The sequence below is a fragment of the Pseudomonas sp. GM84 genome (genome assembly GCF_000282535.1).
Classification (GTDB): Bacteria; Pseudomonadota; Gammaproteobacteria; order Pseudomonadales; family Pseudomonadaceae; genus Aquipseudomonas.
Genome location: NZ_AKJC01000317.1, coordinates 1 through 26,303, shown reverse-complemented (window position 1 = coordinate 26,303; position 26,303 = coordinate 1). Strand labels below are relative to the sequence as shown.

General features: G+C 65.5%; 12 protein-coding genes. 2 read left to right on the top strand and 10 right to left on the bottom strand.

Annotated elements, in window-relative coordinates; genetic code table 11:
- Nucleotides 1-5: 5 nt before the first annotated feature.
- The gene (locus tag PMI38_RS22545) at nucleotides 6-1,121 is read right to left on the bottom strand and encodes an amidase (protein WP_008099268.1); all 1,116 of its coding nucleotides are present in this window, start codon (nucleotides 1,119-1,121) and stop codon (nucleotides 6-8) included.
- A 172-nt stretch (nucleotides 1,122-1,293) separates the two neighbouring features.
- Between PMI38_RS22545 and PMI38_RS22540 the strand changes: the two genes are divergently transcribed.
- Entirely contained in the window at nucleotides 1,294-1,773 is a 480-nt protein-coding gene (locus PMI38_RS22540; RefSeq protein ID WP_008099266.1) for a MarR family winged helix-turn-helix transcriptional regulator, read from the top strand.
- Between the two features lie 36 nt (nucleotides 1,774-1,809).
- Here the strand turns inward: PMI38_RS22540 and PMI38_RS22535 are convergent, their stop codons facing one another.
- The 9 genes from PMI38_RS22535 to PMI38_RS22495 all read right to left on the bottom strand — a co-directional run bounded on the left by PMI38_RS22535 (nucleotide 1,810) and on the right by PMI38_RS22495 (nucleotide 23,769).
- A complete protein-coding gene (locus PMI38_RS22535; RefSeq protein WP_008099264.1) occupies nucleotides 1,810-3,129 on the bottom strand; it encodes a hypothetical protein in 1,320 nt (439 codons plus the stop codon).
- A gap of 165 nt (nucleotides 3,130-3,294) precedes the next feature.
- Nucleotides 3,295-3,693 (bottom strand): c-type cytochrome, encoded by a 399-nt coding sequence (locus PMI38_RS22530; protein ID WP_008099263.1) that lies wholly within the window; start codon nucleotides 3,691-3,693, stop codon nucleotides 3,295-3,297.
- A 233-nt stretch (nucleotides 3,694-3,926) separates the two neighbouring features.
- On the bottom strand, nucleotides 3,927-4,841 hold the full coding sequence (gene feaR / locus PMI38_RS22525; protein WP_008099262.1) for a transcriptional regulator FeaR: 915 nt from the start codon (nucleotides 4,839-4,841) through the stop codon (nucleotides 3,927-3,929).
- A gap of 385 nt (nucleotides 4,842-5,226) precedes the next feature.
- Entirely contained in the window at nucleotides 5,227-7,119 is a 1,893-nt protein-coding gene (mrdA, locus tag PMI38_RS22520; protein ID WP_008099261.1) for a penicillin-binding protein 2, read from the bottom strand.
- 266 nt (nucleotides 7,120-7,385) lie between these two features.
- The gene (locus tag PMI38_RS22515; RefSeq protein WP_008099260.1) at nucleotides 7,386-8,894 is read right to left on the bottom strand and encodes a TolC family protein; all 1,509 of its coding nucleotides are present in this window, start codon (nucleotides 8,892-8,894) and stop codon (nucleotides 7,386-7,388) included.
- Between the two features lie 37 nt (nucleotides 8,895-8,931).
- The gene (locus PMI38_RS22510; protein WP_008099253.1) at nucleotides 8,932-19,485 is read right to left on the bottom strand and encodes a VCBS domain-containing protein; all 10,554 of its coding nucleotides are present in this window, start codon (nucleotides 19,483-19,485) and stop codon (nucleotides 8,932-8,934) included.
- A 99-nt stretch (nucleotides 19,486-19,584) separates the two neighbouring features.
- Complete coding sequence (locus tag PMI38_RS22505; RefSeq protein ID WP_008099243.1) at nucleotides 19,585-21,675, bottom strand: HlyD family efflux transporter periplasmic adaptor subunit; 2,091 nt, start codon at nucleotides 21,673-21,675, stop codon at nucleotides 19,585-19,587.
- Nucleotides 21,675-23,021 carry an efflux RND transporter periplasmic adaptor subunit gene (locus tag PMI38_RS22500; protein WP_008099240.1) on the bottom strand — a complete coding sequence of 449 codons (1,347 nt, stop codon included), beginning with the start codon at nucleotides 23,019-23,021 and terminating at the stop codon, nucleotides 21,675-21,677. The genes PMI38_RS22505 and PMI38_RS22500 overlap by 1 nt, the downstream gene beginning before the upstream one ends.
- Nucleotides 23,008-23,769 carry an efflux RND transporter periplasmic adaptor subunit gene (locus PMI38_RS22495; protein ID WP_008099238.1) on the bottom strand — a complete coding sequence of 254 codons (762 nt, stop codon included), beginning with the start codon at nucleotides 23,767-23,769 and terminating at the stop codon, nucleotides 23,008-23,010. Before PMI38_RS22495 ends, PMI38_RS22500 begins: the two co-directional genes overlap by 14 nt.
- A 294-nt stretch (nucleotides 23,770-24,063) precedes the next feature.
- Between PMI38_RS22495 and PMI38_RS22490 the strand changes: the two genes are divergently transcribed.
- Nucleotides 24,064-26,303, top strand: a 2,240-nt coding sequence (locus PMI38_RS22490; protein WP_238540210.1) for a tetratricopeptide repeat protein, incomplete at its 3' end; no start/stop codon positions are given.

Genomic DNA, 26,303 nt, shown 5'->3' with positions numbered 1-26,303 from the left:
TAGCCTCAGGATTGATAAAGGTTCAGCAACAAGCGCTCGGCCACGGCCAACAGTTTTTCGTCAGCGCCCTTGGCCGCTACCAGCTGCAGGCCGACCGGCAACCCGGCGGCACTGCCCAGCGGAATGCTCAAGGCCGGGTGCCCCGACAGGTTGAACGGCCGCACCAGCGAGGTCATGCCCAGCACTGCGCGGGTGTCGGCAGCTTCTTCGAGGCGCAGCGGGAAGTCGGGCATGGTCGGCAGCGCCAGCACGTCGAAGCTGGCCAGGGCCTGGTCGACTTCTTCGGTGAAGCGACGACGCACTTCTTCGGCCTCGGCCAGCGCGCTGTCGGTGGTCTTGCCCGCAGCGGCCAGGCGGCCGGCGATATCGGTGCCGACCTTGCCGGTTTCCAGCAAGTGGCCACAGCCCTCGAAGGTTTCGCGGTTGATCACCACCATGCCGGCGTCATAGGCCGCACCGAAATGCTTCAGTTCGACATTGCCCAGCGGCAGGCCGCTGGCCGTCAGTGCGCCGTGCACCACCTTGTGGATGGCGGCCTCGGCGGTGACCCGCAGCACGCCGATGCGGGCCTTGGCCGGCACCTGGGCGGGCACGAAGGTGGGGTCGATCATGCTCATGGCCCGCACCAGCATCGGCAGGCTGGCGGCGAACGGGCCGACGCAGTCCAGGCTGCTGCGTGCCGGCATCACGCCCTTGCGGCTGACGCGGCCAAAGGTCGGCTTGAGGCCGAACACACCACAGCAGCAGGCCGGGATACGCACCGAGCCACCGGTGTCGGTGCCCAGGCTGAAGTCGGCCAGTCCTGCGGCCACCGCCGCCGCCGAACCACTGGACGAGCCGCCGGGAATACGCCCGGGGAAGCGCGGGTTGGCCGCGGTGCCGGTGTAGTGGTTGATGCCGGTGGTGCCAAACGCCAGCTCGTGCAGGCTGACCTTGCCGGTCAGGCGCGCACCGTTGGCCAGCAGCTGGCTGACCACTTCGGCATGCCGTTCGGCCAGCGGTGCCTGCTCCAGCGCCTGGCTGCTGGCACGGGTCGCGGTACCGGCGACATCGATGGTGTCCTTGACCACGACACGGGGGCCGGCGCCGCCCAGGTCGAGGGTTTCAACTATGATTGTCATTGTTATCAAACCTTTTCGGGAAAGGATGCCGGACCACGGTCCAGCGCTTAACATGCGTGGCAAATACGTGAAATGTCAACTGAATATTCCAGTATTGTGTGGCGCCTGCTGGTAGCCAAATGCGCGGAAACGTCTATGATGGCGCGACTATTTCCGCACAAGTAGTGAATCGATGAGCAACTCGAAGAACACAGGCCATAGCCACCACGACCCGGCCAGCGAAGATTTTCGCAAGGAAGATTTCCCTTTCTACTGGCTGGCCCGTGTGCATGGTCGCTACACCCAGAACATGGAACGTCTGCTCAAGAAGATCGACCTCGACGTGCCGCGCTGGCGCGTGCTGTGGATCCTCAACGAGAACGGTGAATCGAGCATCTCCGAGATTTCCACCCACGCCATCGCCAAGCTGTCGACCATCACCAAGATCGTCTACCGCATGAAGGACGACGGCCTGGTGGATACCTCACCCAGCCCGGAAGACGGGCGGGTGACCCAGGTGCGCATCACCGAGCTCGGCCTGCAGAACATCGAGCGCATGCAGGATGTGACTCGCGAGCTGTTCCAGCGCAGCTTCAAGGGCTTGACCGAAGCCCAGGTGCAGCGGCTCAACCGCATGCTGGAAGTGGTGTTCCACAACCTGGAAACGCTCTGACTGCCAAGGGGCGCACTGCACCCCCTGCGCCCCTGCTCAGAAGGTACTGACGAACACCACTTGGGTGTACAGGTTGTTGTTGTCGTTACCCAGTTGCGTGCCGCCCTGTTCGAAGCTGCGGTCAGGTTGGTACAGGCCCACCAGCGGCACGACCATCAGGTGATCGTTGATCGTCCATTCCGCGTACACATCCAGCTCGCGACCGTCCGCGTTGCCCAGATTGCGGTCGATGGTGTCGAACTTGAACCACAGGGCGCCAAGGTTCAGCGACGGGGTAGGGCTGACGGTCAGGCCTACCTTCTGGATCCGTGCATTGCTGTTGAACGGGCTGGCATAGTTGCCGGCCACTTCGCCCTGGAACCAGGTACCCAGGCCGCGGCCGAGGCCGTAGAACAGGGTGTCGTACTGTTCCGAGAAGCGGCTGTAGCGGTAGCTGACGTTCGGCTGCCACGGCAGGTCGGCGAAGGTCCAGCCGGCTTCCAGGTACCAGGCATCCTCGGTGCTGGTGTGGGGTTTGTCCTGCTTGGCGTATTCGCCTGACAGGAACAGGTTCTCCACCCCGGCATTGCCTTGGCCGCGCAGGCTGTAGGTCTTCATGCCGTCACGTTCCAGCTGTTGCGGTGAGGCGTACTGTTCGTCGACGTGGGTGGTGCCGATGTAGGTCAGGCCGACGGTGCCGGCCTCTGCCACGTGCTCCAGGGTGGCCACGTGCATTTCGGTGTTGGCCTGGGCACGGTTGTCCGATTGCAGCCACATCAGGTCGCCGCGCCAGCCCTGGCTGCCGCCCAGGCGCAGCACGGCGGTCTTGTCGAAGCTCTTGCGCGCGGCCAGGTAGTAGGCGCCGCCACGGTTGAACTCGCCGTCGGCCAGGCCCTTGCCGATGTTCAGCGAATCGCCCTGGATCAGGAAGCCGTCACCGACCGCCACCATCTGTTTGCCGAAGGACAGGTCGATGCCGTCCTCGCCCAGCATGGGCACCAGGTTGCCGGACTTCCAGCCGGCGTAAGCGTCCTCGATCTTGGTGGTGCGTTCGCTGCCGTCGCTGAAACCTGCCGCGTCGCCATCGCCCCAGGTGCCGGAACTGAGCAGGGCGAAGGCGCCATACATCGAGCCGGCACCGCCCAGGCGCTGGTCGCCGCTCAGGCCGTACTTGATGTAGCCCTCGCGCCACGACGTGGAGCCTTCCTGGTCGCGGGCGATGGCGTAGCTTTCCTCACTGTGGAACGCACCGAACACCGCCTCGATATTGGCGTTGAGGTGGCGCTCGGCGTCGCCGTAGAGCTCCAGGGCGGACGCCTGCAGCGAGACCCCGGCGAGCACTGCGGCCAGGGTGAGACGGAACGGGCGGTGCAGCATGGTCTGGCTTCCTTTGTTATGGGTTTGGCAGAAGTTCCGAAGACATGCCAAGGATCATGCAGGAAGCCCCAACGCAGGTTTTTGCCCTGGCTGCCAGTTGCCTTTGGCAGCGTGCCAAAACGCCAAAGGCCCCATTGCGGGGCCTTTGGCGGACAAGTGCGGGGGTTACTTGAGGCCGGCGAGGAAGCAGGTCACCGCCTGCCGTTCGGCGGCATCGTGCAAGCCGGCATAAGGCATGTAGGTGCCTGGTACGGCGGCTTGTGGTTGTTCGATGAACGCACTGATGCCCTGGGCGGTCCAGGCGGCCTGGCGCGACTTCATGGCTTGCGAATAGTTGGCGCCTGGCACGGTCCCTGGGGCACGGCCCAGCACAGCGTGCAGGTTGGGGCCCATCATCGTCGGGCCGTTCTTCTGGGCCGAGTGGCACGCAGCGCAATCACGGGCGAACACCTGTTCGCCTTGCTGGGCTTGTGGGACTGCGCATTCTTCGGCCAGTGCCAGGGGGCTGGCCAAGGTGGCAAGCAGGAAAGGTATGGCGAATTTGCTGGGGATGACGGTCGACATCAGTACGGTTCCAGGGTTGTTTCTTGTTGGTCTATGACTTGATTGTGCGCCAGCCTGGCGCACCGGGTTTTGCTCTGCCTGCCAGGCTGTTTGCCAGGGTTGCCAGGTGGGGTGCCTGTACCGGCCTCTTCGCGGGACAAGCCCGCTCCCACAGGATCAACTCAAGCCATCAGGACCGAGGAAATCCTGTGGGAGCGGGCTTGTCCCGCGAAGAGGCCGGCCCAGGCGATCGATCAGTTGGCGTGGCGCTTGCGGTACTCGCCTGGGGTCATGCCGAAGCGTGCCTTGAACGCGGTGCTGAAATAGCTCGAATCGGAGAAGCCCCAGGCATAACCGAGCGACGAGACTTTCTGGTCCATGGCCGGGTTGCGCAGGCTTTCGGCACAGAAGTCGAGGCGGCGGTTACGGATGTACTGGGCGATGACCAGCTCGTGCTTGGCGAAGATGCGGTACAGGCTGCGCATGGAAATACCCACTTCACGGGCGATGAATTCCGGGCTCAGGCTCTCGCAGGTGATGTTCTGGTCGATCAGTGCCAGGGCCTTGCGGAACATGCGCTCATGGCTGCCGGGTATGGCGTCGTGGCTGATGGCCGGACGCAGCAGGGCGATCAGCGCGTCGAGCACCGCCAGGCTTTCGTTGTTGGCCATGTACTGGGTACGCCCGGCTTCGATCATCATCTGCCGGGCCATGCTGGCCAGCGGCGTTTTCGCCTCGATGCGCTTGGCACAGGCCACGCCGACGCCGCGGGTGCCGCTTTGCACCTGGGCGCGCGGCAGGATCAGCGACAGCTGCCGCGAGCGCTGATGGAAGTGCATGTCCAGCGGGGTGCTGGCGTCGATCAGGGTCAGGTCGCCGGCCTGCAGTTCGATGCACGCTTGCTGGTGCTCGATGCGCGAAGTGCCGGCCAGCTGCAGCACCGCGTAGTAGTTGTCGGCGCCACTGGCACGGATCTCCCGCTGGCCGCGGAACAGGTTGACCTGGGTCATGTCGACGATGCTCATGGAGATCTGGCCTACCTGGCATTTTTCCAGTTGGCCGACGAAGCCTGGGTCGAGCTTGCGGCCGTTGAAATGGCCGCAGGCTTCATTGACCTGGTTGAGCCAGGACTGGAAGTGGTCGTCGGTAACACGGTTTGCAGGGGTCATGGATGCCTCGCACGGTATGACGTGGAACGGATCGCTTGGGCGAACTCTTGGAATTTGGGTTATGCATTACTATTCACTTGAATATTCAAGCAAAAATCGGGCCTGGTAACGCGCGCGATTTTTGTTTTTCGAGTTCAAGCTATTGAAAATACTGAGAATAAAATAAAAGCATGGCTGGGTGCGGATGCACAGGATGGGCGTAAAAGGCGACCACGCTGCTAGCAGTTGTAGCATTTTGAAACGGATGTGTTCCCGAACGGGGTGCGTTCAGTGATTGTGAGGGCCTCATCGCCGGCAAGCCGGCTCCCACAGGGACTGCGCAGCCCTCAAGCATTGTGGCGATCCTGTGGGAGCCGGCTTGCCGGCGATGGGCTGCGCAGCCGCCCTAGGTGTGCGGCACCGGCTTGGCCACCGCCCCGCCCGCATACTGCGGCTTCAGATGCCCCTGTTCATCGAGCAGATAGGCATCCATTACCTCGCGCACCACCGGCCCCGCCACCCGGCCCCCGGCCTCGCCGTTCTCGATCATCACCGCCACCACCACGCTGGGGTGGTCCGCTGGGGCGAAGCCTACGAACAAGGCATTGTCACGGTGCCGTTCGAGGGTCTTGTTGCGGTTGTAGCGCTCCCCCTGCTTGATCGCCACTACCTGCGCCGTGCCGCTCTTGCCGGCAATGCGGTACTGGGCGCCGGCAGCGGCGGCGCGGGCGATGCCGCGCGGGTCGTGCATGACCATCTGCATGCCCTGGCTGACCTGGTCCCAGGCATGCCGGTCGTGCAGCACGATATCAGGCATCGGGTTGGGGTCGAGCGGGGTTTCGCCACCCACGGTCATGGCCAGGTGCGGGCGATGCCACACGCCCTTGCTGGCCAGCAGGCTGGTGGCCTGGGCCAGCTGCAGCGGCGTGACCTGCATGTAACCCTGGCCGATGCCGAGGATGAGCGTTTCGCCGGGGTACCAGGCCTGACGGCGGGTGGCGCGCTTCCATTGGGCCGAAGGCATCAGCCCCGGGGCTTCCTCGAACATGTCCAGCGAGACTTTCTGGCCCAGGCCGAACTCGGCCATGTAGTCGTGCAGGCGGTCGATGCCCAGCTTGTGTGCCAGGTCATAGAAGTAGGTGTCGTTGGAGCGCATGATGGCGGTGTACATGTCCACCCAGCCGTCGCCGCTGTGGTTCCAGTTGCGGTACTTGTGGTCGTAGTTGGGCAGCTCGTAGTAGCCCGGGTCGAACACCCGGCTGCCGGGGGTGATGACGCCACTGTCGAGACCGGCGATGGCCACTTCCGGCTTGACCGTCGAGCCCGGCGCATACAGGCCGCGCAGCACACGGTTGAACAGCGGCCGGTCGATCGAGTCACGCAGGGCGGCGTATTGCTTGAAGCTGATGCCTTTGACGAACAGGTTGGGGTCGAAGCTGGGGTTGCTGACCATCGCCAGCACGTCGCCATTGGCAGGGTCGAGCACCACCACCGCACCCCGGCGGTCACCCAGCGCCTTTTCGGCGGCCACCTGCAGGTGCGCGTCGAGGCTCAGGATGATGTCCTTGCCAGGGGTCGGGTCCTGGTGGTTGAGCACGCGCATCACCCGGCCCTGGGCGTTGGTCTCGACTTCCTCGTAACCCACATGGCCGTGCAGCTGGCTTTCGTAGAAGTGCTCGATACCGGTCTTGCCGATCGACTGGGTGCCCCGGTACTCGGTGCTGTCGAGGGTCTTGGTTTCCTTCTCGTTGATGCGCCCGACGTAACCGACCGAATGGGCGAAGTGCTCGGCCATGGGGTACTCGCGGATGAACTGCGGCTCCACCTCCAGGCCTGGCAAACGGAACTGGTTCACGGCCACCAGGGCGATCTGCTCCTCGCTCAGGCCGACCATCAGGGTCACCGGCTCGAAGGGTTTGCGGCCGCGGCGAAGGTCCTTGTCGAACTGCTTGCGCTCGTCCTCGCCAAGTCCCAGGACCAGGGCCAGGGTATCGAGCACCTTGGCCGAATCGCCGGCGCGCTCTCGGGTCATGGTCAGGTCGAAGCTGGGTTTGTTGTCGGCCAGTACCACGCCGTTGCGGTCGTAGATCAGCCCGCGCTCGGGGGCGATGGGCAGCACGTGTACTCGGTTGTTTTCCGATACCGCGCTCTGCTGGTCGTGCTGCAGCACTTGCAGCACATAGAGCCGGCCGACCAGAACGGCGACCAGGCTGAAGACCAGGGCAGCGCAGGCCAGCAGCCGGCGGTTGACCAGGTGCTTTTCCTGTTCGTGGTCCTTGAGGGGGATCGGCTGGGGCATGGGCGATGGTGTGTTGGCTGAACGCGAAACCTGTGGGAGCCGGCTTGCCGGCGATTACGCCAGGCCAGCCGACATGGATGTAGACGAGTGCTACGCACCCGAATCGCCGGCAAGCCGGCTCCCACAAGCATGCGGGGCGGCGATGCTACGCGTACCGGCGCCGGCCCTCAAGGCAAGGGCCGGCGGCGGGGCAGGGCGCCGGGTGCTTCACCCCGCTATCAAGGCACTCTTGGCGTATATGAAGATTTGTTCATGCGCCTTCAGGTTCATTTGCCCGCAGCCATCAGGTTGTCCTGGGTCTGCTTCTCGACCGTGCGCTGAATCTCCCGGGCCAGGGTCTTCACATCATGCTGCTCGATTTCCTTGGGCATCACCGAGAAGCCGATAGAGTTGTACAGCCGGCCCCAGGCTGCCTGGGCATCGGAGTAGGCCGCCTCGCGCTGGTAACGCGACAGCAGCATGCGACCCTCGGCACGGATAAGCTCCAGTTCGCTGCCCAGCGCGGCGCTGCGCGATGACTGGGCATAGTTGAGCAGGCTCTGGTCCACACGCAGGCTTTCGTCGGCGAACTCCACTTCCTGGCGGGCCAGCTGGTAACGCAGCAGGCCGACCCGGACCTGGGTGAGAATCGCCATGGACAGCGCGGTGCGGCGCATGTCGTCGGTCTTTTCCTGGCTCTTTTCCGCTGCGTTGATATCGGGGTACTGCAGCAGGCGCAGCAGGTTCATCGAGACATTGATGCCGGTCTGGTTCCAGTCGCTGTTGTACAGGTACTTGTTGGAGTCGTACTCGTAGCCATAGTTGAAGCTCACGTTCGGCCACAACTGGGCCTTGGCGATCTTCAGGTCGTTCATGCTCACGCGCTTGCGGTACCACTCTTCCATGATTTCCGGGCGGCGCTCCAGCGACAGACGCTCCAGCTGCTCGACGTTGCTGGTCAGCAGCGGCAGCGGTTGTTCGTTGGTGTCGGCCAGTACCATGCGGGTATTGGGCGGCAGCGACATCAGCGCGGCCAGTTCGGCACGGGCGAACTCCAGGTCCTGGCGGCGCACGGTGAGCATGTACACCGAGTCGAGCAGGGCGCGTTGGTAGGCGAGGATGTCCTGACGAGGCAACAGGCCTCTGCCCTCGGCTTCGCGGGCCGAGGTCAGGGCGCGGTGGGTGCGCATCAAGAGACCGTCCACTTCCGGCAGCAGGCGCTGGGCACCCAGCGCGCGCCAATAGGCGTTGCGCACGTCCTGCAGGACATTCTGGGCGACCTTTTCCCGGCGCTCCTCGGCCATCAGCATCTGGTCGTTCTTCTGCTGCGTGCGGAAGTAGGCGACGCCGAAGTCCAGCAAGCTCCAGGACAGCCCGAGGCTGTACAGGGTGCGGTAGCGCTCCTCGGAGGTCGAGGGCCGCAAGCTGACCTGGCGGTCCTCGATCCCGATCGAGGTGCCGCCGGAGTCGTTGTTGCGCCCGGCGTAGCCGGCCGAGGCGACCAGGCGCGGCAGCATCTCGTGGCTGGACACATCACGCAGGTCCGAGGCCAGCGCACTTTCCAGAAGCTTCAGGCGGTAGTCGAGGTTGTATTTCAGGGCCCGCGCCGATGCTTCGTAGAAGGTGATAGGGCCGTTGACCGGCTCCTGCTCCTTGTACATGCGCGCCTGGTCGTCGATCACCCGCTGTCGCATCTCGTCTTCTGTGTAGGGCTTGGGCTCGAAGGCCGAGCAGGCGCTGAGCAGAATGCTGACGACAGTGAAGGTGCTCAGGCTTTTCAATGGCAGTGCTGGCATAGGCGATCCTTGGTCCATCCGTGAATAGTCATCAACTTCATGGCGCATTGCTGCCGCGACGTTCGGCGGCTTCACGCAACTGCGCACGGAAGCCATGCGCGGGCTGAGGTTTGCTTTGGGCCACCGGCACCATGTCGGTGGGGAACGGTGCCCACAGTGAAGGGTCCGGCAGCAGGCCATCAGCGCTCAGGCTGATGACGCCGTGGCGGCCGTCGACCCAGTTCTTGTCTTCGGCGCTGCCGCGCCGGCTTTCGCCCACCGCGCGCGCCACGAACTGGCCATTGACCTGGCCAAGCCCGCTGCCGAGCGACAGGCTTTCTATCTCGGGTGTGGCGAACAGGCGCACATCGCTACCGTCCGCGCCCCAGGCGGACAGGGTCAGGTTATCGTTGATCCGCTCCACCACCGGGGCGACGAAGATCGCCGGGGACACATCCGGCAAGGGCAGCGTCGCGGTGCCTGCGCGGCTGTCGCGGTCGAAGTACGGCCCTGGCGGAATGTACGGGGTGGAAATATCCAGCGTGATGGTCAGCAGGGCCTGGTCGGTGGCTCCGGCGAGGTCGCTGATGGTGTAGGTGAAGAAGTCCTTGAGCACCTGGCCGAGGCCCGCTGCTGCCAGCACCTCGGCGTTGCTCAGGTCGATGGTGTAGGTGTAACTGCCATCGGCGTTGAGCACCAGGGTGCCGTACCGGCCGGCGATGGGCTGGCCGATCACCCCCGGGGTGCCGGTGCCGTTTTCCTGGCCGGTGCGGATGCCGGTCACGGTCAGCCCGTCACCGCCGTCCACATCGCTGTCGTTGGGCAGCACATTGCCGCTGGTGTGCGGTGCGGGCACCTGGTCACTGGCGAAGTTGGCATCGTCGCGGGCCACCGGGTTGTCGTTGGCGCCCTGGATGGTCACGGTCAGGCGCGCATCCGAGGTGATGCCGGCAGTGTCGCGCATGCGGTAGGTGAACACCTCCCGCAGCGACTCGCCCGCGGTGCGCATGGCTTGCACGGTGGGGTTGGCGTTGTCGACCAGATACTGGTAGCTGCCGTCGGCATTGATCAGCAGGGTGCCGTAGAGGCCCTGGAGCACTTCGCCCGCACTGGCGGTGCGGCCGTTTTCGCCGGTGTACTGCACCACGGTCTTGGTTTCACCGTATTGCACGCCGTCGATATCGGTGTCGTTGTCCAGCACATTGCCGCGCGGGTCGACGCCCGCAGTGCCGTTGTTCACGCCACCGGCTTCCACGGCGTCGGCGATATCGTCATGGGCCTGCGGGTAGTCGTTGCGCCCGTCGATGGTGATGCTCAGCAAGCCATTGGCGGTGCCGCCCCAGATGTCGCTCAGCAGGTAGGTGAAGTTGTCGACCAGGGTCTGGCCGCTGACGCGCAGGGCCTGGACGGCTTGCAGGCTGTTGTCGAGCACGTAGTTCCAGGTGCCGTCGGCGTTCAGCGTGAGGTCGCCGTACTGGCCGCGCAAGGTCTGCCCGACCAGGCTGGCATTGCCGGGCAGGGGACCGTCGCCACTCCAGAACGCCAGCACTTCCAGGGTTTCCGGGAACAGGATGTTGATCGTGTCCGGGTCGCTGTCGTTGTCCATCACGTTGCCGCTGGGGTTGCTGCCCGGGATGCTGTTGTCGACGCCGCCAGCCTCGATGGCCTGGCCTTGGTCGGGGCCGGCGATCGGCGGCTGGTTCTCGCCGCGGATAAAGATGGTCAGGGTGGCGGTATCGCTCAGCCCACCGCCGTCAGTCACCTGGTAGGTGTAGTTCTGGATGACGAAGCCCAGCGGGCCCAGGGCAATGATGTCGGGGTCGTTTGAGTTGACCACGAAGCGGTAGCTGCCGTCGGCGTTGAGGGTCAGGGTGCCGTAGTTGGTGGTGACGGTGGCACTGCCGGTGAGCGGGTCGAGGGTCGGGTTGCTGCTTTCCGCGCCCGCGCCCACGGCGGTAACCACCTTGGTGTCGTTGGCATCCACGTCGGTATCGTTGTTCAGCACATTGCCGGTAGGGTTGCGTCCGCCGCTGCCATCGTCGTTCAAGGCTGCGGCGAAGGCGAAATCGTCGCGCGCCACCGGCGTGTCATAGCGACCTTCGATGGTGATGTTGATCTGCGCCCGGGAGCTGGCACCGTCGGTGTCGTGCATGCGGTAGGTGAAGGTTTCGCGCAGTTGCTCGCCGGCCTTGAGCGCCTGCACGGCCGCCAGGCTGTCGTTGACGGTGTACACGTAGTTGCCGTTGGCATCGATGCTCAGGGTGCCGTAGGTGCCGGCCACCACGGTGGCCCCGGCAGTGACCTGGACAAAGGTACCGCCCGCGGCCAGGGTGCCCAGGTAGATACCATCGACCGTCTTGCTGTCGCCGGCGTCCACATCGCTGTCGTTGCCCAGCGCGTTGCCGCTGCCCGTCTGGCCCGGCGTGCCGTTGTTGACACCGCCGGCCTCGATGGCGATGGCGGCGTCATCGGCGGCGATGGGCGTGTCGTTGCGGCCATGGATGATCACGGTGAAGGTGGCCGTGACGACCTTGCCGTTGCCATCGCTGACGCTGTACTGGAACACCTCGGTCAGCTGGTCGGCATTGGTGCGCAGGGCCTGCACCGCGCTGTTGCTGTTGTCTACCACGTAGCGGTAGTTGCCTTGGGCATCCAGCACCAGGCTGCCATAGTTGCCGGCCAGCGCCTGGCCGGGGGTGGCAATGTTGCCGGTGGGGCTGATCACCGTGTTGATGGTCAAGGTGTCGCCGTCAGGGTCGCTGGACGCTGTGCGAATGTTGCCGCTGGGGTTCAGGCCAGGGATGGCGTTGTTCAGCCCGCCGGCTTCGATGGCGTCGATGATGACCGGGTTGACCACGGGTGGGTCATTGACCCCGGTGACGGTGATGACCAGTTGCGCCTGGTCGGTCAGCCCACCGCTGTCGTGGATCTGGTAGGTGAAGATCACGTCCAGGCTTTGCCCGGCCGCCAGCGCGCGGATGGCCGGGTCGGCGCTGTTGACCACGAAGGTGTAGGTGCCGTCGTCGTTCAGGGTCAGCTGGCCGAAGTTGCCGCTGATCAGGCTGTTGTTGGCCAGGCGGGCCACGGTACCGACGATGCTCGCGGGTGCGCCGTTGGCCACTGCGGTGAGCGTGCCGCCAGCGCTTTCAAGGCCGCTGCGCACGCCGTCCACCTTGAGCTGGGTGGCGGTCGGCTGGTCGAGGCGGTCGACGTCGGTGTCGGCCCCGATGCCACCGTTGCCGGTGATCACGTTGCCGCTGGCATTGACCGGCGCCGGGCTGCCATCACTGGCACCGGCGGTGGCCGTGCCACGGTCGTCCACGGCCACCGGTGCATCGTTGGCGCCCTGGAGGGTGATCACCAGCACGGTCACCGAGCTCAAGCCACCGGCGTCGACCATCTGGTAGGTGAACTGCTCGACCAGCGAATCCCCGGGCGACAGCGCCTGCACGGCGGCATTGCTGTTGTCGATCACATAGCGGTAGCTGCCGTCGGCGTTGATGGTCAAGGTGCCGAAGTTGGCCAGAATGCTGGTCGGCTGGCCGCTGACAACCGGAATGATCCGGCCGCCGCCCAGGCCATCGAAGCGCACCGCGCTGACCTGTTTGGTTTCGCCCAGCGCCACGGAGTCCACGTCGGTATCGTTGGTCAGGACGTTGCCGGTGGCGTCTTGCCCAGGCGTGCCATTGTTGGTGCCGCCGGCCTCGATGGCGGTGGCGACGTCGCCATTGGCTATCGGCGTATCGTTGGTGCCATGGATGTCGATCTGCAGTATCGCGCTGCTGGTCAGGCCGCCGCTGTCGACGATGGTGTAGCCGAAGGTGTCGATGAGGAAGTTGCCGGCGGTGCGCAGCGCCTCCACCGCCGGGTTGCTGTTGTCGACGATGTACTGGAAGCCCCCGTTGGGCCTGATCACCAAGGTGCCATACTGCCCCTGGATCACGGTGACGAGGTTGCCATCCACCGGCACGCCGACCGGGTTGGTGACGCTGGCAATGTGGGTGACGGTGAGCACGTCGTTGTTGGTCTGGATATCGACGTCGGTGTCGTTGTCCAGCACGTTGCCGGTGGGATTCACCCCGGGGTCGGCGTTTTTGAAGCCGCCGGCTTCCACGGCAATGGCCAGGTCGGCGTGGGCCACCGGGGCATCGTTGACCGGGTCGATGATGATGTTCATCACGTCGGTGTCGGTCAGTGCATCGGCCGGGTTCTGGCCGGGGATGCCGTCGCCGTTGAGCGGCCCATCGCCGAAGTTGCCCTGGTCATTGGTGACCATGGTCAGGGTTTCGGCGTTGCGGAAGGTGTTGAAGTCCTGGTCGCCTTTGTAATAGAGCTGGCTCAGCAACACATTCAATTGCGCCAGGGTGCCCGTGAGCACCAGCGTGCGGCCGGCGCCCGCGGGTGGCGTGGCAGTGGCGGCGGGCGGGGTGGCGGTTTGCCAGAGGACCCCGTGCAGCACGCTCAGGGTAATGGTCATGATGCCGTCGGCATTGCCGGCGTTCACGTCCACGTCACTGATGGCCAGGCCACCGATGTGCATTACCGTGTCTTCCTGGCCGTGCTGGTCGGAGACGGTGTTCACCGGCGCCTCGTTGACATGCACGTAGCCGGCGTCGGCGGTGCCGGTGGCGCCTTCGCCCAGGGTCAGGTTGATGCTGCCCAGGCCCGCGACCGCCGCACCGGTGTCGGTGTCGATACGCACGCGGAAGTTGCCGCCCGGGGTGGCCTGATGACTCTGGTCCACGGCGATCAGGTAGCTGCCGGAAGGCACCAGGGCAAACTGGTACTGGCCGCCGTTGGCGGTGGTGGTGCTGAAGACGCGGTCGTCGGCGGTGCCGAACACCCCGTCGTCGCCGGACCAGGTCAGGGTCACGCCGATGCCGTCCAGACCGGGGCCGTCAGGGGTGACGCTGTCCGTGGCGCTCTGGGTGTCGTCCCACAGCCTGCCCTGGATCACACCCATGCCGGCGCCGTCGCTGAGGATGTAGTTGTTCAGGCCACTGGCGCCGTCCTGGCCGTTGCGCTCGCCCGTGGCGCCGCCGGCGGTGGCGGGCAGCGAGCCGCCCCAGCCGGTGCTCTCGAAGTCGCTGGGCAGGCTGGTCCAGGTCAGCACGGCGGCGCTGGCGGCGTTGTCGGCAAAAGACACGTTGGGCAGGGTGACGGTGTAGATCACCTGCACCGTGTCATTGGGCGCCAGCCGGGCGAAGTCCACGGTGATCCCGGTGCCATCGCTGAAGCTGATGCCACTGGGCAGGTTGAGCAGGTTCAGCGGCACGCCGTTGAGCAGGATGCTCTGGACCTGATAGTTGCTGCCATTGGGGAATTGGTCGACCAGGTGGGTGTCGTAGGCGGCCACGCCACCGTTCTGGGTAAAGCTGACCGACACCGTGGCGTCGGTGGTGCCGGCGACGGTGCCGGGCGCGACGTTGATGACCGACTTGTCCATGTTGCTGAAGCTGGGTTCCACCACACGCTCGAAGATCGTGTCGCTGCGGCCCCGGTCGACGCCGCCGTTCGGACCGACGTGCTCGAACACGGTCATGCCCAACTGGCCGGAGGTGTCCTGGTTGCCGATCACGTTGCTGACACGCACGTTGAACTCGAGGATCACCCCTTCGATATCGCTGTCATTGATCTCGGTGTTGGTCAGGTTGCCGAGGTTGAAGGTGATGGTCTGGCTGCCATCGGCGTTGGTGATGATCTGCAGGCGGTTGTTGTTGATGTCGAAGATCCCGGTGGGGACCGTGCCCCCCAGGTCGGTGTGGATCGGCAAGGCGACGTCGCTGTTCTGGTTGCCGAGCATGTACAAGGTATTCGGGTCATTGATGACCAGATTACCGGCATCGGTGACCAGACCGCCGAGGTTGCTCGACACCATCGCGATCAGGATGTTGTTGAGGTCGGCGGGGATGAACTCAAGGCCCGCGGCCAGCTCGATGCGGATCTGGTAATCGGTGTTCTCCCCGGTCGGCACCAGTACCGCCACCCGGTAGCGGATGATTTCGCCCACCACCACGGTTTCCAGCAGGCCACTGGTATCGGTTGCGCCGCTGGTGTTGTTGGCGGGCGGCGTATCGGTCACGCCGCCGACGCGCGACACCTGGATGCCGTTGGTGACCGGGATCAGCAAGGCGCTTACCACGCGGTAGTCGTTCAGTACCCCGGAGTTGAGCAAACCATCGTCGCCGCTGCGTTCGCCATTGACGGTATCGGTGGTGTTGTTGGTGCCGTCCAGGCTGCTCCAGCGCACCTGGACATTGTTGGGAATCGCCGCTTCGCCCGCAGCGGAGGCATTGACCACCCCGGTGAGGGTGATGACGATGCTGCCGCCGTTGGCGATGTCGATGTTGGCACCGTTGGCGGTCACCAGTTGGCCGTTGAGGATGACGAAATCGACCCCGCCGTTGTTGGTGGCGCCGCCGATGTACTGGATGGTGCCGCTGATCACCAGGTTGTCGATCTCGGTCGGCAGCACGTCGAGCAGGCTGATGTCGAACGCATCGGTACCGGAGTTGTTGGCCACCGTGATGGTGAAGGTCACCGTATCACCCTGGTCGAAGCCGCCGAACGACGGGGTCGAGGTGATCTGCTGGGTCACCGTGAGGGTCGGCTCGACGATGGTCACGCCGGGCTGCTGGGCGCTGTTGACACTGCGGTCCACCGCCACCGCGCCGTTGGGGGTATCGCCGTCGGGGTCGCTATAAACCAGCTGCGCGCCATTGTTCAGCGTGGTGCCTTGCTGGTTGCCGGTCACGTTGCTGGCCACCAGCACCAGGCGGATGACGAAGCTGTTGTTGCCGGTGACGTTGTCGGCGTTGGCGCCGGCATTGCTGAACACCAGCATCAGGTCGGCGCCGTCGCTGCCGTCGAGGGTCAGCGGGTTGACGTTGAGCACGCCATTGAAGTTCGCCCCCAGGGCGGCGCTGCCGCTGGTCAAGGTGATGATTTCATAGCCCAGGTTGCCATTGAACCGTGGGTCCAGGCGCAGGCCCGGAGGGATCAGGTCGTTGATGCGCAGGCTGCCAGTGGCGCCTTCGGGCAGGGTGACGACGATGTCGTAGGTGATGCTTTCGCCGATCACCAGGTTGCTGCCGGTGGTGTGGCCGGCACTGGAATCATCGTTGGTGAGGCTGCCGTCCTTGTAGGTCTTGCTGATGGTCGGCGCGGCGACTTGCTGGTTGGCCACCTCCACCAGGTCGGTGGGGGTGAAGTCCTGGCCATTGTCGACGCTGGCGTATTTGGTCAGTGCCGCCGTGCTTTGCAGGGTGCTGGAAGCGAGGATGGCATTGTCGACCGTGACGTCGTAGGTGATCACCACCACGTTGGCGCCGGACAGGTCGTTGGCGGTGCCGCTGCGGCCGGCCAGCAAGGCGGCCTGGCCGTTCAGGTCGTTGAAGGTGATGGTGTTGCCGCTGACGCTGTAGTCGGTGCCCGCCACCAGCAGGGTGCCGTCGCCGCGGTAGATCTGCAGGTTGGCCGCCGCCAGGCTGCCGCCGATGAACGACAGGCCGGCGGGCAGGGTAATGCTGGTGCTGACATCGAAGGCACCGCCGCCACCGCTGTTCTTCAGCGCGGTGGCCAGGCGCAGGGTATCGGCGCCATCGATGCCGCTGACGTTGCCGTCCACTGCTGCCAGGCTGGTCACATTGCCGGTGAACGGTACACCGGTGGTGCCGGGGGCGGTCCAGCTGCCGGTGGTGCCGGTGACCGTGCCATTGCTGCTGGACACCACGCCATGCTTGATATCCAGCACCGGCTCTGCGATCGATTCGATCACTGCCACGTCGGAGGAAGTCAGCACGGTCTTGTCGACCGTGGTGGTCTGGCTCGATTGCGCCAGCACGTCGAGCGCTCGCTGGTCGGCGAAGGGCTGGTCGCCAACCCTCATGGTGAAGCGCACCTGCACGGTGCCGCCGTTGAGGCCGCCGGAGACGAAGTTGCCGAAGTCGAAGATGATCGAGTTGCCGGGGCCTGTGGTAACGCTGTCGGGCACATCGAGGATGTTGTTGCCGCTGCCGAAGGTCCATTGGCCAACACCGGTGCCGATGCTCCAGGTAATGCCCGTGGCGTCGAGCAGGGGCAGTGGCAGGTAGGCGGTGAGCTTGAAGTTCTCGTAGTCGGCCACCAGCAGGTCGTAGCTGATGGTGAAGGTCACCACATCGCCCGGGCGCAGTTCGCCGTTGCTCGGCGGGTTGCCGCCGTTGACCTGGGTCAGCTCGATATCGACCGTGGAGGTATCGATGGTGCTGGTGGTGCTCGAACCATCGGTCTGAGTGCCGCCGATGTTGAGCGTATCGCGCAGCACCGTGGCATCCACCGTGGCATTGTTGCCGATGCTGTCGCCTTCGTTGAGCTGGTCGTGGGGCGGGTGATCGGAGGTGTAGGTGGCGTCGATCAGCGCGTCATAGACGATGCTCATGCGCGTGGCGCCTTCCTGCAGGTTGTCGTCGGCGTACAGGTCGCCGAACAGTGCCGCAACGCCTGGGCCGGCAATGGCCCGGCGGATCGATTCGGCAATGTCGAACACCAGCGTGGTGCTGCCGTCGGCATTCACCGTCTGGGTAAAGATCAGGGTGATGGCCTGGGAAGCGCCATGCTGCTGGATGATCAGGGTGGGCGGGTTGCTCGGGTCGAAGGTCTGGCCGTCGCTGAGCAGGTCGGTCAGGGTGAACTGGCCCTGCTCGAGGATGTTCTCGCCGAAGGCGAAGAAGTCGGAAATGGCCACGTCCATGGTGTAGCGCAGGGTGTCGCCGGGCGTGAGGCCGGGGGTGCCGACGTCGTTCTGCAGGTTGACCTGCTTGAGCAGGGTGATGGACTTGGCGACGAAGGTTATGCCTTGGCCATTGCCGGTTTCGCTGAACGGGTAGCCGTTCGGGTCGACAGGGCGGTCGCGTGGGTCCAGCGGGTTCCAGTTACCGGTGACACTGGCGGTGCCGAAGTTGATGGTCACCGGGTTGCCGGTGGTCGGGTCGATCACCGGGCGGCCGTTGGCGTCGATTTCCGGCACGTAGAAGTTGACCTGGGTTTCGCTGGCGCCGCTCAGGGTGTCGTAGTGGATGTCGTAGCTGGCCACGAAGGCATTGGGGTTGGCCAGGGCCAGGGCGATGGCGGCGGGGTCGGTGAGCACCGTGCCGTCGTGCAGGGTGACCGAGGTCAGGGTGCCGCCGGGGCCCGGGGTGATGGCGCTGACATGCACCTGGTCGGGCACGGTCTGGGTCACGGTGACGTTGTTCAGGGTCTGGCCGGGTGCCGGGGTCACGGTGACGGTCTGGGTGCGCGTGAAGTTCGGCCCGGTAACTGTTTCGCCTTCAGGCATGTTGACCGTTTGCGTGACCTGCAACAGGGTCGGCGTGACGATGAAACTGTGCAGCGCGCTTTCCACCAGGCTCGGGTCCTGGACCGGGTTGTTCACCGAGTCGTTGCCGTACTCGAAGCCGGCCCGGGTGTTGATGGTGAGGTTGGGCGCACCGTCGGAGTAGGTGGTGTCGGCCAGGTTGCTCAGCTGCGCGGTAATCAGGATGTCGATGCTCGGCTGGCCGTTGGTGACGCTGGCGTAGGGCAATTGCAGCACCACCATCTGGTCGCCGGGCTTCATCCCGACGCTGGCGGCGTTGATCACCAGGGGATTGCCACTGGCGTCCTTGGCCAGCGGGTGGGTGGCATTGCCGCTGGCATCGAAGGTGATGACGATGCTGTTTACCGCTCGCCCCAGATAGGTGGCAGAAACGAAGCTGGCGCCGTCATCACCGTCGCGGCCGGTGGCCGGCATGAACACATCGATGAAAGGCGCGTAGCCTTCCTGGGTCGACGGGTTGCTGAAGCTCACGGTGAAGTTGAACTGCGTACCAAGCTGCACCTCGGCGCCGCCGCTGCTCAGGCCGGCGGTGGGGCTGGCATCGGCCAGCAGGCCCTGGAAGCTGTCGAGGGTGGCGGCGGCCAGGGCGATGGTCTTGTCCACATCGCCACTGCGCACTTCAAGGCGCCAGTCGCCGCCGGCCAGCTGGCTGCCGGTGGCGTTGCTGGAGGCGCCGACGTCGGCGCCGGTCCAGCGCGCCAGTTCGTTGACCAGTGCCTGGCCGGCGCTGCCGGCGCCCACGTCGCAGCCATACAGCTGGATATCGGCCCCGGCATTGAGTTCACCGCGCCAGGCGCTCAGGCGGTCGCCCAGTTGTTCGACGCTCTGTTGGGTGAACACCTGGTTGCCCAGGGTGAACTGGCCAGAGGCGCCGTGGGAGAACACCTGGATGGAGTCGACCTTGCCCATCTGTGCCAGGGCATTGCTGATGGCGGCGATGGCATCCTGGCCGGGGTCGACCACCACCGCCGTGGTGCCGGCCGGCAGGTTGGCGGCCAGCTGGTCACGGTTTTCCAGGCGAGCATCGATGACCACCAGGTTGCGTGGCGCAGGGGCCTGCGCGGTGGTCTGTGCTTCGCTGGCGGTGGGGGCGGGGTGGCTGCTGTCCTTGGCGTCTGCAGTGCCGGGGTCGCTGTGGTGCTGCTGGTCGACCGCCGCCGCGGCGGCCCCGTCGAACAGGATACGCTGCTCAAGGGCTACCGTTTGCGACCGGGGGCGCAAGGCAGTGGCGAAGCCGGCTCTGCTTTTGATGTCCATGTCCTTACCTGCTCATAAGTTTTCGACTGCAAATTCGGGAGCTTAAGCAATCCTAGACGGGTTTTTTGAAGCTGGTTAAGCAGCCGCCGAGAGGTAGTGTCAAAAGCCGCTTTCGCGCAGGCCAACCCCTAGCAACCATTTGCCCAGCTCGCCCAGCACGCTGCGTTTTTCGCCTTCGATCTGCAGCTTGCCGCGGGTTTCGCGCACGCTGGCCAGCGGCTCATCCAGGGCGATCAGCACCTGGAACAACGCCGCGTTGGGCGTGAGCGATTGGCCGCTGGTGGGCACCGGGCCGCCGAAATGCGAAGACAACATGCGGTGGGCCAACTGCCCGGCGCGGGTGCTGCCGATGGCCAGTACCTTGCCGTGCAGCGCGGTGGCCTGGCCTTCGGGGTAGAACTTCACCGGGTTGCCCACGGCCAGGTGGTGCACCTGGTCCTGGGCAACGTAGGCATCGACCTGCCAGTGGCTGGGGTCGATCAGGATGCCCAGCGGCTCCTGGCGGTTGAGCCACTGGCCGGGCTGCAAGTCGCGGTCCACGTCCAGCCAGCTGCCGGCGAACGGTGCCTGCAGGTTGAGGCGGGCGATCTCCCTGCGCGCGGAGCGGGCTTCTTCGTTCTGCACCCTCAGGCGTTGCTGGGTGGCGGCATCCTCGGCCAGCCCGCTGGGGTCGGCCAGCAACCCCGACAACCGCGCCTGGTAGCTGCGCGCACTGGCTTCGCTGCTGCGCATGCGCGAATCCAGGTCCGGTTCATCGAGTACCGCAAGGACCTCACCGGCCTTGACCTGGGCAGGGGCATGCAGGCTCTTGAGCCGTGCCGGGTAGGGCGTGTAGACGCGCAGCTGGTGTTCGGCACGGGCCACGCCCACGGCATCCACCTGGCTGTGCCACGGCACGGCCAAGGCCAGCACCAGCAGGCCCAGGCACAGGTAGAACAGCCGCTTGCGCTGCCCGGGAATGAACGCCCGCTGCTGCCACCAGTGACTGAGCTCGCGCTTTACCGGCAAGGCGATGAACCACGCCAATTCGACCATGAACAGTACGATCCCCAGCAGTTTGAAGAAGAACAGGTACACCGCCACGGCAATGCCCAGGAACAGCACCAGGCGATACAGCCAGGTGGCGAAGGCGAACGCCACCAGCAGGCGCCGCTGGCCGACGGGAAACGGCTCCGGCCAGGCCTCGTTCAGCCCCAGCAGGTGACGGCGCAGGGCAACCCGTGCCATGGCCGAGGCGCGCTCGTGCAAGTTGGGGAAATCGAGCAGGTCACTGAGGATGAAGTAGCCGTCGAAGCGCATGAACGGGCTGGCGTTGAGCGCCAGCGACAGCACCCAGCTGGTGGTCGCCAGGTACAGCAGGGCATTGCGCAGGGCACCGTCGTCGCTCAAGGCCCAGCCCAAGGTGGCCAGGCCTGCCAGCGACAGTTCGGTGACGATGCCCGCCGAAGCGATCGCCAGGCGTTGGTGGGCGCGCTTGAGCTTCCAGCTTTCGCCGGTGTCGGTGTACAGCATCGGCCACAGCACCAGGAACGCCACGCCCATGTGCCCGACGCGCAAGCCCAGGCGCGTGGCGACCAGCGCATGGCCAAGCTCGTGCAAGGTCTTGGCGACCACCAGCGCCAGGGCGAAGCTGAACAACCCTTCGGTGGAGAACGATTCCACCACCGCATGGGTGAAGCTGTCCCATTGCTGCATCACCAGGATCACCCCCAGCAGGGTCAGGGCGATCACCAGCACGCCGGTGAGTGGATGGAACAGCCAGCCCAGGGCCTTGGCCAGATGTTGCAGGCCGGCTTGCGGGCGCAGCAGCGGGATGCGGAAGAACAGGTAGTGATGCAGCCACCAGCGCCAGCTCGACCAGGTGCGCGCATCGAAGGCGCTCTGCAACCTGGCCAGTTGCTCGGCGCCCGGACGCAACAGGTTGTGTTGTTCGAGAAAGGCACGCAGCGCCAGCACCTGCTCGACATCCGGCTTGAGCGCGCTGTCACGCGACACCTGTTCACTGACCTGGCGCGGTGTCTGGCCCCAGCGCAGCAGGCATTCGAATTCCAGCCAGCCGATGCGGTAGAAGCGATTGATCACCGTGTCGTGGATCATCCACGCCGGTTCTCCGTCGCGGTTGTCGGCGGCTTCGCACAGGCGCAGGTCTTCGCGCAGCGGCGGCAGTGGCAGGTCGCTGAGGTCGAGCATCACCAGCCACTCCAGGCACGCACGGTGGCCAGCGGGCGACGCAGCAGGTAATAGCCGAGCATCACTCGGCCGCCATACAGCTTGGCGGTGCCGTGCAGGCCCAGGCGGGCATGTTCGGAGTGCTCGTCGATACTGGCCAGCAAGCGGTAGGCGACCACGCCGTCGTCGCCGGCCTTGGCCTGGTAGCTGGTTTCGAGGATCTTGCCCTTGAGCGGGCTGAGCGGGTAGGCGGTGAGGAACAGCGTGACCTCGGCGCCCGGCTCCAGGGCGATGGCGTCGGCCACGGCCAGCTGGATCTGCATCGCCGGTTGCGCCGGGTCGGCCACGTGCAGGATGCGCTCGCCGGTCGACACCGGTTTGCCGATCCAGTCATTGGGGTCGCTGAACACCGCAACGCCGGCCCGCGGCGACACCACCTGGGTGCGCTGCAACTGGGCCTGCACGGCGGCCAGTTCGGCCCGGCGCTGCTGGGCCCGGCCTTGCAGCAAGGTCAGCTCGTTCTTGCTTTGCGGGTTGTCGAACGCCCGCTGGCTGGCGGCCAGCAGCTCGGCATCGGCCACCGCGACCTCCTTGCCGAGCACCTCGGCGCGGCTGCGCAGGGTGGTTTCATCGAGGGTGAACAACGGCGTGCCGGCTTCCACAGGTTGGTTGGGGCGCACCAGCACCTGGGCGATCACGCCATCGATGGGCGAGCTGATGATCAGTGCCTGGCGCGAGACGATCTGCGCCGGTGCCAGCGCCGTCTGCCGCACCGGTACCAGCAACAGCGCACCGGCCACCAGCAGTGTCAGCAGCACCTGGCGGCGGCTGGGGCGCCAGCGGCTGATGTGCCGACGCCGGGTGAGCGTGCGCCAGCAGTAGGCCCAGGTGCGCGTCAGGCCGTCGAGCTGCTGGTGCAGCATCGCGGGTGGTTCTGCTTCCAGCAGCAGCACCAATACGCCGAGCCGCTCGCCATCAGGGCCGTGCAGCGGTATGCACCATAGACCGCTGGGCCACCACTCGGCCCAGCCTTGGGCGATGTCCTCCGGCGGCGTGGCGTTGTCCTGGGTCAACCAGGTGGGCTGTGGTTCGACCAGGCGCTCGGCCAGCCAGCGGCTGGCGCGCTTGAGCCAGACCAGGTACGGCGAGTCTTCGCTGGGCCGCGCCAGGCCCGAGACGCACAGCAGATCGAGGCCGGCCTTGTTCTGCTCGAACACCAGCGCCTGGTGGAAGGGCAGCAGCGGGTACAGGTCGTTGGCCATGCTGAACGCCAGGGCGCCCAGGGTTTCGGCGGCCATGGCCTTGTCGCGCAGGGCGTCCAGTTGCAGCAGCAACTGCGGGTGCGGGAGCGGCCTATTCACGGTCATGGTCGAACCGCGCGGTGCCGCTCATGCCGGCCATCAGTTCAGGGAAGCGCTGATCGAAGCGCGCTTCGAGTTCCACGGTCTGCGCCACGGCATCGACGCGGGCATTGATGACGCTGACCTTGGCGGGATAGGTCTTGCCTGTCTCGTGCACGGTCACCTGAAGCGGCTGGCCGGGGCTGAGGGATTTCAATTGGCTGGAAGGCACATTGAGGCGCACCTTCAAGGCGCCGTCGCTGACCAGGTCGAACAGCGGCGTACCGGCGCTGACGGTCTGGTAGGGCTTTACATACACCTTGGCGACATGCCCGGAGAACGGTGCCAGCACCTGGCAGTAGCTCATCTGCGCCTCACCCATGGCACGCGCGCCAGCGGCCTTCTGCACTTCGGTGTTGGCCGCGGCCACTTCGATATCGCCCACGGCATCGAGCTTGCGCAGCTGCTTCTTGGCTTCCAGGTTCTGCCGCGCCATGGCCAGCTCCGCCACCGCGACCTTGTCCCGTGCCTGGGCCTCGTTGCAGTTGAAACGTGCCAGGGTGGCGCCCTTGGCCACATGCTCGCCAAAGCGGGTCTTGAGTTCGCCCAAGGTGCCGCTCATCTGGCTGGACAGGGTGGTTTCCAGCTCGGCGGCGAGCAGCACGCGGATCAGTTGCGGGTCTTCGCCCGTAGTTTCTTGCTCGGCATGTACGGCGACACTGGCCAGGGCCAGCAACAACGGCAGGTAACGGTGTTTAACGACGGGCAACGGCATCCTCGACTCCTTCCTGAGAAACTTCTTGAAGCGCAGCGCAAACGGTTCGAATTCTCATACTAGAAAGGAAACTGGACTTTGCCCAATCGCGCGGCACAGAGGCTCCTGTGGCCAGTCGTCGCGGGCGCCGACGCGCAGGAACGAACGGCCTGTACTAGGGTGAAGCAATGCTTCGGGGCATGGATACATCACAACAGCCTGCTACAGGGCGAACAGTAATGACCGTGGAGCTGACCAATGGGGTGGTGTGCACAGGCAGTGCAGGGGTTGCGGGTGCTTGTCGGAATCAGTGTGATGTTGCTGGCCCTGTGCTTCGCGGGGCTCAGCACAGCCGCGTCAAGCGTGGGCCAGTTGCCGGCCCAGGCCAAGGACCGCGAAGGCTACGCCGATGCCGGCAGTTGCCAGGCCTGCCATGCCGAACAGGCCGGGCAGTGGCAGCATTCCGACCATGCCTGGGCGCTGCGCGATGCCAGCGCGGCCAACGTGCTGGGCAATTTCAATGACGTGCGCTACGACCAGGATGGGGTCAAGGCGCGCTTCTATCGCAAGGGCGATGGGTTTTTCGTCAATATCGAAGGCGAGGACGGCAAGCCGGCCGACTTCAAGGTGCTCTACACCTTTGGCTATTCGCCGCTGCAGCAATACCTGGTGGCGCTATCGCGGGGACGTTTGCAGGCCCTGACCATCGCCTGGGACAGCCGGCCGGCAGAGCAGGGCGGCCAGCGCTGGTTCTCGCTGTATCCCGGGCAACGCTTCGCCCCGGACGACCCGCTGCACTGGACCGGCCGTTACCAGAACTGGAACGGCATGTGCGCCGACTGCCATTCCACCGGTTTGGCCAAGCACTACGACGATGCCAAGGACAGCTTTGCCAGCACCTGGCAGGAAAAGACCGTGGGTTGCCAAGGCTGCCATGGGCCAAGCCAGGCCCATGTCGACTGGGCCACGCGCAATCCGGGTGCCTCGCCTGCCCAGGGGCTGGCAGTGGATTTCAAGGCGTTGGGCAGCAAGGGGCTGGTGGAACAGTGTGCCTATTGCCACAGCCGGCGGCAGGGGTTGGGCACCGGCCAGTTGCCTGGGCACCCGCAGCTTGACCAGAGCTTGCCGGCCACCCTGCGCAATGGGCTGTACCACGCCGACGGGCAGATCGACGGCGAAGTGTACGAGTACGGCTCGTTCACCCAGAGCAAGATGTATGCCGCCGGGGTCACCTGCACCGACTGCCACAACCCGCACACCACCCAGGTGCGCATCGAAGGCAACGGCCTGTGCCTGCAATGCCACAACACCCAGCCCAACACCACGCGCTTTGCCGGCCTGCAGGCCAAGGACTACGACAGCCCCGAGCACCATCACCATGCTGCCGGTTCGCCCGGTGCGCAGTGCGTGAACTGCCACATGCCGAGCAAGGACTACATGGTCGTCGACCCTCGGCGCGACCACGCCCTGCGCATTCCACGGCCCGACCTGGCTGCCCAGGGCATCGGCCCGGATGCCTGCACGGCGTGCCATAAGGACCGCCAGCCAGCATGGGCCGCCAGCGCCATCGACAGTTGGTTCGCCAACCCCAAGCGCCCGGCCCATTACGGCGAGAGCTTCCATGCCGTGCGCGAAGACCCCGGTACTGGCCTTGGCCGACTGGGCTATGTGCTGGCAGACAAGAGCAACCCTGCCATCGTCAGGGCGACCGCCGCCGAGCAGTTGGCGGGCATGGGGCCTGCGGCCAGCAGCAACCTGCGCTGGGCGCTGCAGGACCGGGACGCGGTGGTGCGCGCCTACGCGGTGAACGGCTTCAGCCGCGTGCCGCCCGAGCAGCGCGTGGCGCCCTTGCTGCCGTTGTTGCAGGACCCGGCCCTGGCGGTGCGTGACGAAGCCGTGCGGGCTCTGGCCGACGTGCCTGCCGCGCAGCTGCCTGAAGCCGACCGCCAGCCATACGCCGCCATGCTCGCCGATTACGAGCAGCGGCTGCGCGGCAACGCCGACCTGCCGGGCGGGCGGCTCAACCTGGCGGTGCTGATGCAGCGCCAGGGCCGCGACGAGCAGGCCATGGAGCAATATCGCCAGGCCTTGCGCATGGACCCCTATTTCGTCCCGGCCAGGGTCAACCTGGTTACCCTGGCCAGCAGCAGCCAGCGCCTGGACGATGCCGAACAGCTGCTGCGCGACGGGGTGGCGCTGGAGAAGATGCCGGCGCCTGACCGAGGCAACCTTGCCTACATGCTTGCCTTGCTGCTGGCCGAGCGTGGCAGGTCGGACGAGGCGGTGGGCTGGATGGAGCAGGCCGCCGTGGCGTTGCCGGGCAATACGCGCATTCGCTACAACCAGGGTTTGCTGCTGTCGCGCCTGGACCGCCGTGACGAGGCGCTGCAAGCCTTGCGCAGTGGCTTGCAGCAAGCGCCGGAGGATGCGGACCTGCTGTATTCGCTCATCTACCTGCATGCCCTGGCGGGGGAGCGGGAGCAGGCCTGGCCGTATGTGCAGAAGATGCGTGAGGTGGCGCCGGAGGATCAGCGGTTGCAGGCGATCGAGCCGTA